Source organism: Lacinutrix sp. MEBiC02595, from assembly GCF_053601555.1.
In genome coordinates, this window is record NZ_JBSHNU010000243.1 from 108,783 (window position 1) to 121,789 (window position 13,007).

10 protein-coding genes are annotated in these 13,007 nt (G+C 33.0%); 1 reads left to right on the forward strand and 9 read right to left on the reverse strand.

The window, feature by feature from the left end:
- Positions 1 to 16: 16 nt before the first annotated feature.
- Entirely contained in the window at positions 17 to 1,075 is a 1,059-nt protein-coding gene (locus tag ACVCZW_RS14155; protein ID WP_452230340.1) for an endonuclease/exonuclease/phosphatase family protein, read from the forward strand.
- 470 nt (positions 1,076 to 1,545) lie between these two features.
- On the opposite strand, the gene ACVCZW_RS14160 is transcribed toward ACVCZW_RS14155, so the two are convergent.
- The 9 genes from ACVCZW_RS14160 to ACVCZW_RS14200 form a co-directional block, all read right to left on the reverse strand.
- Positions 1,546 to 1,983 carry a hypothetical protein gene (locus ACVCZW_RS14160; RefSeq protein WP_452232722.1) on the reverse strand — a complete coding sequence of 146 codons (438 nt, stop codon included), beginning with the start codon at positions 1,981 to 1,983 and terminating at the stop codon, positions 1,546 to 1,548.
- Between the two features lie 106 nt (positions 1,984 to 2,089).
- Entirely contained in the window at positions 2,090 to 4,630 is a 2,541-nt protein-coding gene (locus tag ACVCZW_RS14165) for a TonB-dependent receptor domain-containing protein (RefSeq protein ID WP_452232723.1), read from the reverse strand.
- 160 nt (positions 4,631 to 4,790) lie between these two features.
- Positions 4,791 to 6,413: a glucose-6-phosphate isomerase gene (gene pgi, locus ACVCZW_RS14170; protein WP_452232724.1), complete on the reverse strand. Its 1,623-nt coding sequence runs from the start codon at positions 6,411 to 6,413 to the stop codon at positions 4,791 to 4,793.
- A gap of 4 nt (positions 6,414 to 6,417) precedes the next feature.
- Positions 6,418 to 7,749, reverse strand: a complete 1,332-nt coding sequence (locus ACVCZW_RS14175) for a peptidoglycan DD-metalloendopeptidase family protein (RefSeq protein WP_452232725.1) — start codon at positions 7,747 to 7,749, stop codon at positions 6,418 to 6,420.
- Positions 7,707 to 8,624, reverse strand: a complete 918-nt coding sequence (locus tag ACVCZW_RS14180; protein WP_452230345.1) for a tryptophan 2,3-dioxygenase family protein — start codon at positions 8,622 to 8,624, stop codon at positions 7,707 to 7,709. Before ACVCZW_RS14180 ends, ACVCZW_RS14175 begins: the two co-directional genes overlap by 43 nt.
- 7 nt (positions 8,625 to 8,631) lie before the next feature.
- Positions 8,632 to 9,414, reverse strand: coding sequence for a DUF3108 domain-containing protein (locus ACVCZW_RS14185; protein WP_452232726.1), 783 nt, complete (start codon positions 9,412 to 9,414; stop codon positions 8,632 to 8,634).
- 147 nt (positions 9,415 to 9,561) lie between these two features.
- The gene (hppD, locus tag ACVCZW_RS14190; RefSeq protein ID WP_452230347.1) at positions 9,562 to 10,725 is read right to left on the reverse strand and encodes a 4-hydroxyphenylpyruvate dioxygenase; all 1,164 of its coding nucleotides are present in this window, start codon (positions 10,723 to 10,725) and stop codon (positions 9,562 to 9,564) included.
- A 278-nt stretch (positions 10,726 to 11,003) separates the two neighbouring features.
- Positions 11,004 to 11,480 carry a CCC motif membrane protein gene (locus ACVCZW_RS14195; protein ID WP_452230348.1) on the reverse strand — a complete coding sequence of 159 codons (477 nt, stop codon included), beginning with the start codon at positions 11,478 to 11,480 and terminating at the stop codon, positions 11,004 to 11,006.
- 165 nt (positions 11,481 to 11,645) lie between these two features.
- Positions 11,646 to 12,803, reverse strand: a complete 1,158-nt coding sequence (locus tag ACVCZW_RS14200; RefSeq protein ID WP_452230349.1) for a homogentisate 1,2-dioxygenase — start codon at positions 12,801 to 12,803, stop codon at positions 11,646 to 11,648.
- Positions 12,804 to 13,007: the final 204 nt, after the last annotated feature.

Genomic DNA, 13,007 nt, shown 5'->3' on the forward strand with positions numbered 1-13,007 from the left:
CATAACATTCACATTCATGAAAAATTTAAAATTCTGGCTTGTAGCCCTGTGTTTAACAGTCGTTTTCACCGCAGAAGCTCAAGAAAAGAAAAAATTCAAAATCCATACTGTCGGATTTTATAACCTTGAAAATTTATTTGACACTATTAATGACCCAAGTAAATTTGACGAAAGAAGTCCTATAATGGAAATGAAAACAAAGCAGTTTGAAGTTTACCAAAAGAAGATTAAAAATATGGCCCGTGTTATTTCTGAAATAGGAAAAGACGTCACCAATAACTCCCCTGTAATATTGGGTGTCTCTGAAGTGGAAAACAGAGAAGTCTTGGAAGATCTTGTTAATGACCCGGCATTAATCCATCAAGATTATGGCATTGTGCATTACAACTCACCAGATGTTAGAAGTATTGATGTTGCTCTTATATACCAAAAAAAATACTTCACTCCTTTATCTACAAGTAGTCATGAATTAAAAATTTATGATGATAAAACAAAGGAACGTAAATACTCTAGGGATCAATTACTAGTAAGTGGTAAATTAGATGATGAAATGATTCACATAATTGTAAATCACTGGCCTTCTCGTAGTGGTGGAGAAGCGCGTAGTAGACCTAAACGTGTTGCAGCGGCTAAGGTTACTAAGCGACTTTTAGACTCCTTACAATCTAATGATCCGTATGCTAAAGTATTTATCATGGGAGATTTAAATGATGATCCCACTAACGCAAGTGTTACCGATGTTTTAAAAGCACAAAATGATAAAGATAAAGTTGGCTTTAAAGGACTTTATAATCCGTATTATAATATGTTTAAAAAAGAAGGTTTAGGTACAACAGCATATAGAGATGCTTGGAGTTTATTTGACCAAATTATGGTAACAAAGCCATTAATTGAAAAAGATTATTCTTCTTTCACATTATATAAAGCTGGAATTTTTAATAAAAACTATTTAGTAAATAAAAAGGGAAGATATAAAGGATATCCAAAACGTAGCTTTGCAGATGGTGGATTTACGGACGGATTTAGCGATCACTTTCCGGTGTACACTTTTCTTGTTAAAGAAATTAAAGAATAGAAAACCACCTCGTCTCCTGTTTCTTTCCTGAAACAGAATCCACTCCTCCTTGAAAAAAGGAGAAGAGTTTTAAACTCGAGGGTTTTAATAAAATGAGAAACGACCTTAGAATACGTAATGTATTTTAAGGTCGTTTTTAGTTTCCATGCATGTGTTATAATTCGATGGACATTAAGAAAGTACCTCAATTTGACTATTATAAAAACCTATCATAATAAACCATTATTTACAGGAGATTAATAAACAAAACGCATCTTCTATTGCTTCGCTGAAGCTTTTGTAATACGTATGAAAAACGAGAAGTATTAAAAAAAACCACCTCGTCTTCTGTTTCTTTTCTGAAACAGAAGCCACTCCTCCTTGAAAAAAAGGAGGAGCGTTTTAAACTCGAGGCTTTTAATAGAATGAGAAACGACCTTAGAATACGTAATGTATTTTAAGGTCGTTTAATTATTATGTTCTGCTTACTGTTAAGCTAACCAAACACTCCAAGGAATTCTAGATAAAACCAACAATAGTGCTATGGTATAAAAGATAGCAATGGTTTTATTTTTAGGTTTAGAAGTAAGTTTCTTTTTATGTTTTGAATAACCAATAGTAATAAAAGCAACCGCTAAAATACCTACAAAAGGATGTTCTACTGCTAATAATCTAGCAAAAGGAGACAATCCGCCCATACCGTTTGCGGTAATACTTTGAAAGCCGTTTGGTGAAGTAAAGTATAACACCAACCCAATTAACAACTGAATATGTGAAACGATAAGCGTAAACAACGCAATTCTAAAATCTTTAGGTTCATACTCTTTATTAGAAAACGTCTTATATAGGCTGTTTGCTACTGCAATAATTAAAACAAGAAGCACTAAATAGGCCCAATAAGAATGGAGGTTTTTTACAATACTATACATATAATTTAAGTTTGAATTAGTTTGGTAACAAATGTACTAATTATTAGGCATAAAAAAACCTCTCCCAAAAATGGAAGAGGTTTTTAATTCTATTTTCTAATATGAATTAGAAATTAAAACGGATACTTGTGTTCCAAGTTCTTCCGTAACCAAATCTACCTGTGTTAGATTTGTTAATTCCTTTATAGTTTTCTGATCCAATTGCTGAAGCAGCAGTTGTTCCATTAACAGACTCTAAATACACTTCATCAAAAACGTTACTTACGTTTACTCTAAATTGTAATGAATTTGTTTTATTCTCACCAACTAACATTTTGTATGATAATCCAGTATCTACAGTATCATATGAAGGCATAGATAAAGGAGCTTCTCCTAATGATCCTGTTGAGAATACATCATTATACCAGTTCCATCCACCATCAATACTAAATCTTGGTAAAAACTCATAGCTACCATTAATACCAGCTGTTACTTGCGCAGCACCACCAACACTAAATCCATCAATAACAATCTCTTCATCCGCACCTACTTGGCTTCCGTCGTTATCAAAAGTTCTTTGTGTAGCATTGTCTTTAAACTGCCATTCTCCTAAAGAAACAAATCCGTTAAGTTTTACATTTTCCAAAGGACGAGTATTCACCTCTAACTCTACACCATAATGCACTTGCTTCACTCCTAATGTTTGGTAACTTAAGAAATCATCACCTGTTTCACCGTTACTGTTATACTTAGTTACGTTATCCCAAGTAGTATGGTATACGTTTAAGTTCGCAGAAATTTTTCTACCACCATTAAATTGGTAACCAGCTTCAAATCCTGTAATTTCTTCATTTTCAGCTTCAGGATCTAACAATGTATTCCCTCCTCTATTATCTTGAAATAAAGTATCATGGAAAGGTTGACGTGAATAGTAACCAGCGTTAACAAATACTTTATGCGTTTCATTAACTTCATAAGCAGCACCTAACTTTAAGTTATACCCAAGGTTATTTACTTTATCAGACTCTTCTGATTTCCCTTCAAATTCTGTGTTTAAGAATTCTGTTCTTACATGCGATTGGTTAGAAACCGCTCCTTGAAAGAATGCAGATAATTTATCTTTAGAATACTCTAATTGACCAAATACACCAGCGTAGTTAATTTGCTCTTCGTAATCATAACCAAAACGCTGTGAATGATCATCGTTTGGATTAAAGAATACATTCCATGGGTTAACACCACCATAAGAATCTGTTAATTCATAATCTCCAGAATACCCAGAAGAATTACTTACAGAATCTATAGTTATAAATTCTCTAACATCTCTAAAGTGGAAACCGTTATATAAACGTACATCTGCACCAAAGTTAAAGTTTAATGTTTCACTTAATTGGTTGTTATAGTTTGTTACTAAACCAAACCAGTCATGGTTATTATTAGAACCTCTTGCATAAGTTACATCATCTCCAGAAGTTCTTGCTTGTGCAAAACTACCACGACCCATTGAACCGTAAAGTACTGTAGACAATTCAGATTTTTCATTAATTGTCCAATCCCAGCTAATATTAGCTACTGGTTTGTGATAAATATTTCTTCCACCTGGATATTTCCCTCCATTTAAAGTATTAGGACTATCTACCCCACTAAAATTCCATGAGTTATATTTTCTTCCATTTTCTAAAAAGGATCCAATTGAACCACTTCCAGCTGCAGCATGCGATTGTGGCGCACCTGTTAATAAGAAGTTTAAGGAATGTTTTTCGTTAGGTTGGTAACCTACAGAAAAGAAATATGTTTGTCCTTCACCATCTGTATTATCTACATAACCATCACCTTGCCAGTGACCTAATAAACCTGAAAAAGACCATCCTTTTTCATTTACTCCTGTTGAGTAATATGCTGTAGTTTTTGTGTAATTATCATTACCTACCATTTGTTGTACAAAACCACCTTCTTTTCTATCAATAGTTTTAGTAACAATATTTACCGTACCACCAACAGAAGAAATCGCTAATTTAGAAGCTCCTAAACCACGTTGTACTTGAATTGCATTAGCAACATCCATTACACCAGACCAGTTAGACCAGTACATTTTACCGTCTTCCATACCATTAATTGGTTGTCCGTTTAATAAGAATGCAGTATTTGTTTGATCAAAACCACGAATAAACATTTGACCATCACCAAAACCACCAGATTTAAGGTTTTGTATAGAAGGAGTAGATTTCAATACTTCTGGTAAATCCCAGTTTCCAGCTTTTTGCTGAATCTCAGCAGCCTTAATAGTAGTAACAGCAACAGGTGTTTTTCTGTCTTCTGCTAAATCAATAACTCCAGAACCAATAATCACAACTTCCTCTAAAGAGTTATCACTAGTTAAAGTAATGTTTCCTAAATCTGTATTACCATCAAAAGATACTGTTACAGAAGTGTAACCTACATAAGAGATAACTATTTTACCAGCTTTCGCTTCTGTAGTAATAGTGAAATTACCATCAAAATCTGATGATGCTCCATTTGTAGTTCCTTTTTCAATGATGTTTGACGCAGGAAGTGGTGCGTTCATTTCGGAATCAATAACAGTACCTGTAACAGTACTTTGAGCTATTGCTCCTGTAGTAAGCACTAATGCCCCTACTAAAAATAAAAATTTTTTAATGTTTTTCATTTTATTGAATTTAATATTTGGTTTATTTTTTGGCAAAAATACATTGAATTAATGGTTTAACATTAACTTAACGTTAACAAATTTTCAATCTTAAAGATAACACAAATAAGCACGTTTTCAATAACTTAGTTAATAAAGCTATAAACAGACTTTTTAACAATTAATTTGTTAATTTTTTGTAATGATTCAATAAATTTAAGGTAGAAGTATCATGATTTGCGAAATCCTCATTTTCAAATTCTTTTAAAATTTTTCCTGCTAATTGCTTTCCAAGTTCCACACCAAACTGGTCGTAGCTAAAAATATTCCAGATAATTCCTTGTACAAATATTTTATGTTCATACATCGCAATTAGTTTTCCTAAGCTTTCTGGCGAGAGTTTATCTACAAAAATAGTGTTAGTTGGCTTATTTCCAGCGAACACTTTAAAAGGTATTAATGTTTTTTCTGTTCCTTCAGCAATAACTTCGCTTTTATCTTTTCCGTTTAAAAGCGCTTCTGTTTGTGCAAAGAAGTTAGACATAAGTTTGTCTTGATGGTCTTTATTACCATGTAACGATTTAGCAAATCCGATAAAATCTGCTGGAATAATTTTTGTTCCTTGATGAATTAGTTGAAAAAAGGCATGTTGTGCATTTGTTCCTGGTTCTCCCCAAATAATGGTTCCGGTTTGGTAATTTACTAGATTGCCATTTCTATCGACACTTTTCCCATTGCTTTCCATAATACCTTGTTGTAAATAGGTAGCAAATTGATTTAGGTATTGTGAATACGGAATTACAGCTTCACTTTCGGCTTTAAAAAAGTTATTATACCATACACTAATTAGCGCAAGCACTACTGGAATATTGCTTTTAAAATCTTCGTTTTTAAAATGGGTATCCATTTTATTTGCTCCTAGAAGTAAGTTTTCAAAATTCTCATTTCCTACCGACAAACTAATGGTTAAGCCTACAGCACTCCAAAGAGAAAAACGTCCGCCAACCCAATTCCACATTGGAAAAATATTATTTGCGTCTACACCAAAGTCTTTTACTTTTTCAATATTAGTAGAAACAGCCACAAAGTGTTTTGCGATATCTTCTTGTTTCCCACTTTTTAAAAACCAATCTTTTAATGTCGTTGCATTCGATAGGGTTTCTTGTGTTGTAAATGTTTTAGAAACAATTACGAATAGTGTAGTTTCTGGATTTAGTTTTTTTATGACTTCGTTTACATGATCGCCATCTACATTACTTACAAAATGTGTGGTTAAATGATTTTTGTAATACTGAAGCGAATCTACCACCATTGCAGGACCAAGGTCTGAACCTCCAATACCAATATTTACTATATCTGTAAATGCTTTGTTGGTATATCCTTTTTTATTTCCAGAAATAATAGTTTCCGAAAAATCTTTTATTTTTTGTTTTACCGAAAATATTTCCGGCATGACATTAACACCTTCGACTTTAATATTGGCGTCTTTCGGCGCTCTTAAAGCCGTGTGTAAAACTTCTCTTTTTTCCGTTTCGTTTATTACTTCACCAGAAAAATAAGATTGCATTGCTTCTTTTAGCTTCACCTCATCTGCTAATTTTAATAGCAGTTCGAAAGTTTCTTCGGTGATTCTGTTTTTCGAAAAGTCGACATAAAAATCTTCCCACGAAATGGTAAATTTGTCTGCTCTTTTTTCATCTTGAGCAAATAAATTTTTCATTTCAACATCTTGCACATTTTTAAAATGTTTTTCAAGATTTTTCCAAGCTGTAGTGGTGGTTGGGTTAATTTTTGGTAATGCCATAGAGTTACTTATTAACTTGCGTAATTGCATTTGTATTATCAAACACTTCTTCTAATTTCTCTTCTATTTCTGGAATTTTATATTGAATATTATCCAGTTGCAATTTTAGAGGTTTAATAAACTCTAGATATTTTACTTTTAAGCTATCTGAAATTGGTTCGGCTTCCGGAAGCTTTTGTTTAAAAGGATCTACTTCTTTTCCGTTTTTCCAGAAACGATAACACACGTGAGGTCCTCCAGTATTTCCCGTCATACCGATCCAGCCAATAACATCTCCTTGTTTTACAAACTGTCCTTTTTTAACCTTTTGGGCTTTCATGTGAAGGTATTGCGTTTCATAAGTGGCATTATGTCTTATTTTCACAAATTTCCCATTTCCTCCACGTCTGGTTGACTCTATCACTGTTCCGTTTGCGGTTGCAAGAATTGGCGTTCCAATAGCTGCTGCAAAATCGGTTCCTCTATGCGGACGTAATTTATTACCGTAATATGCAATACGACGTTTTAAATTATAACGGGATGAAATTCGGCTAAATTGAACTGGTGCTTGTAAAAAAGCACGACGTAAGTTCTTTGCTTCTTCATTAAAATAATCGGAAACTCCTGTTACGCTATCCGTTTCAAATTCAAAAGCATAAAAAGGCTCGTTATTATGCTTAAAATATGCAGCTTTAACATCTGCAATTCCAGCATAAATAGTATCATCTATATATTTATCGGTATAAATTACTTTAAAAGCATCCCCTTTTTGAAGACGTCTAAAATCTATAGTCCAAGGATAAATTTCATCTGCTAGTTTGTAGGCTAAACGCACGCTGATATCTTGATCACTTAATGCTTCGGAAATATTAGAAGTAATGACTCCTGCAACTTCTTTTTCTACATACTTTATAGGTTTCCTGCTAGTATATGCATGAATCGAATCTTGAAAGTTTATAACTACGTATTCTTCTTTATTCGGTTGGTAAATAAAGCAGTTTGGCTTTTGCAGCGAATCTCCTTTGGTACATAAAAGGGTATATGGTTTACCAACTTGTAGTTTTCGGATATCGAAAGTATCTTTAGTTTTTTCTGCTATTTGAAAGATATGCGAAAAGCTGATGCTATTTCTTTGTAATATTTCACCAAAACTATCTCCTTTCTGTATCGTATCTCTTTTAACAATATAATCATTAAGATTGAACCCAAACTCTAACGTTTGTTCTGGCTCTTCTACTATTGCTATTTCTTCTGATATTATCTCTTTTGGTTCTTGTTTACAGCTGTAAAATAAACTAATAGTTGCAAAAGCAATTATACATCTGTTCCCCAATCTTTTAATTCTTGCTCGCTCCATAGTTCCGGAAAAAATATTCTTCTTTGGTATTTAGGATGCATATACTTAACCCATTCACTTCCACCTGTTGCTTCCGCAGTTTTACCACCAATATTTAGGTAGTGATTTGCTGTATTATAATGAGCCATAACCCATTTAATATTCACAGTATGGTCATAATGACGCATTGCATCTATTAATTGTTTGTCTTCTTTAACACTTTGCGGTAATGCTTTAAACTTTGTGTAAAGATTATGTGTGTTATAAAATTTTGTAAATCTAATAAATTCGTCTTTATATCTATCTTCAAAAACTGTTAATAAATAGCTTTTCTTCCCAGTTTTATAGTCTTTTCCTGCTGCTTGCCAATATAAATGGTCAAAAGCATGTTCATACGGTGTATTTCTATCGATTGTATCTCGAAATCTATTATCGATTAGATTGATAAGTTCTGTAGAAGCGAATTCAATTTTTCTGTATTGTGCACTTTGAAATCCGCTAGCCGGTGTTAAGGTATTTCTGAATTTATTATACTGCTCGACATCCATTCCATCTTTCATAATTACAAAAGAAGAAGTAAGCATATCGAAATAACGACTTACCCGCATTAATTTGTCTGTAAAAAAAACAGCATCAAGATCTTCTTTATTTGCTACTTGATCAATCTCCCAAAGTATCATTTTAAATAACAGCTCATTAATTTGATGATACATAATAAACACCATTTCATCTGGTAAAACAGAACGTTGGGTTTGTAGATCTAATAATGCGTCTGTTTGTATATAATCCCAATAATTTATAGGCTTACTATATAACAAGCCTTGTAAATGCACGTCTAAGTCTTGGCCTATATTATCGAATTTTTCTTTAAGTTGGCTAGTTATATCTTTTTCCATCAATTATTTAGTTATCTGCAATAATTTTAAAAGGGTGTTTTAGGCCTTTAAAAGCATCTAGATCTGCTCTTAGTGAACCTACTGCTAAATCTGCCTGAATACGTAAAGGTAATTTATTTTTGTCTTTTGAAACCCAAAGCGTTAAACTTTCTTCTTCTTTAAAAACACGTCCTGCCAATACATAAGGTCTAAATTTGAGTGTTTTTACTTTCCCAAATTCTGTGTCTAAAATTTCCTCGCCCAAATACTTTATTTTAAAACCATAGTTTTCATCGTCAAAAAACATATCTGTTTTTATTTCGTCTCCCGGTTTTAGCGTCGCAATTTCTATTTTATTTCTTAAATAATAATACATAGAAACCATGTCTTGTATATTTGGTTTTGTATCTACTACCGTTTTTCTATTCTTCCTTTTATTATGTACATGTGCTTTTCTGTTTACCTGATCAAAGTCTATTTCAATGTCTTTTTTATGACCACCTTCATCGATATCTCTAATAAACTTATACGGTAATAAAGTCGTTTTATCAAAATAACTCTCATACCTATCTTTTACTTTAAAAAACCATTTAATAGCTCCTGTGGTCCAACCTTTACCAACCACGTGATACACAGGCTTTCCATCTATAGTGTCGTCTTTGACGGTTAGCGTTGCATTTCCTGCCTTTAGGAAACCACTGTAGCTCATTTCAAAACGAAACCATTCTCCTGCTTGAAAAGCGCTATCTTCTTGCGCTTGAGTAGTACCGATAGTAACCACTGCAAGTACTATTATTATTAATTTTTTCATATCCATATTGGTTGTAAATGTAACTTGCTATCTTACATTATATTGTTATGGTTTGATAATTACAATTACTATTCCAAAAGTAAAAAAACAAAAAACTCTAACGATATAAATGTTAGAGTTTTTAATGAACCGTATGTTAAATATTTGTTACAACGTTCCTCTTTTTTCTTGTTCTCTTTCAATAGACTCAAAAAGCGCTTTAAAATTTCCTGCTCCAAATCCGCGAGCTCCCATTCTTTGAATAATTTCAAAAAACAAGGTTGGTCTATCTTCTATTGGTTTTGTAAATATTTGCAATAAGTATCCTTCTTCATCTGCATCAATCATAATACCTAAACCTTTTAGTTTTTCGATATCTTCTCTTAACTCGTGACTAAACTCTTCTAATCTTCCAGGAACCGATCTATAGTATTCTTCTGGTGGCGTGGATAAAAACTCTACACCGTTTGCTTTTAACTGAGAAACGGTTTTTATAATATCGTCGGTTGCAACTGCAATATGCTGCACTCCTGCACCTTCATAAAAATCTAAATACTCTTCAATTTGAGAGCGTTTTGCTGCTTTTGCTGGCTCGTTTATTGGAAATTTTATTCTACCGTTTCCGTTAGACATTACTTTACTCATTAATGCGGAATATTCGGTGTGAATTTGCTTGTCGTCAAAGGATAAGAAATTTTCAAATCCCATAACATCTTCATACCATTTTACCCAAACATCCATTTGATTCCAACCTACATTACCAACCATATGGTCAATATATTTTAAGCCTGCACTTGGCGGATTATAATCGGATTCCCATTTTTGAAAACCAGGTAAAAAGGCTCCGTTGTAGTTTTTACGTTCTACAAACATGTGTACTGTTTCTCCGTAGGTATAAATTCCTGCTCGCACCACTTCGCCATGTTCGTCTGTTTCTACTGTTGGCTCCATGTATGATTTTGCACCTCTTGATGTTGTTTCTTTATATGCTTGTCTAGCATCTTCTACCCAAAGTGCAACTATTTTTACACCATCTCCATGTTTTACAATATGATCGTTTATTGGAGATTTGCTATTTAAAGGTGTGGTTAGCATCAACTTGATTTTGTCTTGTGTTAACACATAACTCACCGAATCTTTAGACCCCGTTTCTAAACCTTTGTATGCATGGGATTGAAAACCGAATGCTGTCTTGTAAAAATGTGCTGCTTGTTTTGCATTACCAACGTAAAACTCTACGTAGTCTGTTCCTAAAAGCGGAAGGAAATCTTGTGCTCCTTCAAATATTTTTTCTAAACCGTAGTTTACTGATTTTATTTCTTTTTTACTCATCTGTATGTTTTTTAGAGGACAGAAAAAAGAGACAAGAAAAAAGACTTTTAGAGCTTATTTTGAAAGCCCATTGTCATTTTTTGAAATTCTTGAATTTTCATCTCCATCTTTGTTAATTCTTCTTTTGTAATGTATTTTCTTTTACTTTATTATTAACTCATAAACATTGCTTCTTTACGGATGCGTTTACTTGTTTTTAGCCCTGATTGCAGTGACATCCTTTTTTATTTTCAAAAAAGATATAACGAAAAGCAGGAAATAGCTTCTAATACTTATTTTTAGTTTTCTGCTTTGACTATTTCTTTATACTTTTTTATGGAAACGGAATCTATAATAATCGAATCACTTTCTATTTCAAACAGATCCTCTTCTGGATAATATAAGGAATCGTTTTCCCATTCGTAATACGAATCATTTTCGTTATTATTATAAGTATCCATGAGTATGGTAGAGATAAGCACGCCATAAATCATAAAATATGTTATATATAACATGGTAATAAGTCCGCTTACCGCCAAAGCCACAATATTTAAAACTTTAGCGTTGTTTACATTGGTGTAACTGAAGCTGGAGTATACGTCTGGGTTTTCTTTAAATAACCTAATACTTTTGTTCGCCGAAACTAAACCTATGATGCTTAAAATTACGGAGACTATGGAAAACAAACCACAACAGCAACCTAAAAACAAAATTACTAAAGCTATAATTCCTAATGTCATTGCAGATGAATCTGCGGGTAATTTATTTTGATTCATTTTTATACTAGTCTTCCTAAAAGGAAGGAGAATTATTTTATAATTTATTCGTTTTAAAAGAAGGAAGAAAAAAGAGGTGAGAAAAAAGATATATGTACTTTTTTAAATACATTAATTAGCATTGTTCTCGTTCTATTTTCTATATTCTTACCTCTTGATTCTATTTTATTCTAACCAAGATTTAAGGTATTCTTCGTCTGCAATTTCCATCGCTTCTTGGGTAACCATTAAAGGTTTAAAAGTATCTACCATTACCGCCAACTCATCTGTTTTGGTTTTGCCAATACTGCGCTCTGTAGCTCCTGGGTGCGGACCGTGGGGTATTCCTGCAGGATGTAAACTTATGTGTCCGGCATCAATATCATTTCGACTCATAAAATCGCCATCTACATAGTATAAAACCTCATCACTATCTATATTACTATGGTTGTAAGGTGCTGGAATGGAATCTGGATGATAATCATATAATCTTGGTACAAAACTACAAACTACAAATGCATCTGTTTCAAAAGTTTGATGCACTGGAGGCGGTTGATGAATTCGTCCGGTAATAGGTTCAAAGTCATGAATAGAAAGCGCATACGGATAATTATAACCGTCATAACCTACCACATCAAAAGGATGTGTTGCGTAGACCATTTCGAAAATATCGTCTTGTTTTTTTACTTTAATGATAAAATCTCCTTTTTCATTATGCGTTTCTAGTTCTTGTGGCTGGCGAATATCACGCTCACAAAACGGGGAATGCTCTAGTAGTTGTCCGAACCAATTTCTATACCTCTTTGGTGTATAGATTGGTCTTTTAGACTCTACAATAAACAATCTATTATCTTCGGTATCGAAGTCCATTTTATAAATAACGCCTCTTGGAACTAACAGATAATCTCCATATTTAAAATCTAGATTACCAAGATGTGTTCTTAGTTTCCCGGATCCTTTATGAATAAAGATAAGTTCGTCTGCATCTGTATTTTTATAAAAATAATCTTGAGTAGCTTGTTTTGGTGCAGCAAGAATTATGGTACAATCACTATTGGTAAGTACTGCTTTCCGGCTTTCTAAATAGTCCATTTCTGGTTTTATTTGAAACCCTCTAAAACGATACGATTGTATATGATTTGCTTTTGCTATTTTTGGAGCAACGCTGTATTGCTTTCTTATTTCTTTTACCTGTGTTGGTCTATGTTCGTGGTATGAATTTGTAGACATACCGTCAAAACCGATGGTGCCAAATAATTGTTCGGCATATAAAGTTCCGTCAGGTTTTCTAAATTGCGTGTGTCTTTTAGGTGGAATTTTCCCTAGTTTATGATAAAATGGCATTCTTTTAAAATTTAAAGTTATTACTACTTCTTTTAAAATGGAATAAAATAATGCGCTATCATTCTGGATTTCTTTTCTGAAGAAACTTTAAAAAAATTAATATGTCTTGCCAAAATGGTTTCATTATTTAATTTATTGTTTTTCAATGCGCACATGTGACATCCATTGCATTCTTATTCTTTGCCATCAAGCCTTATCTATGGA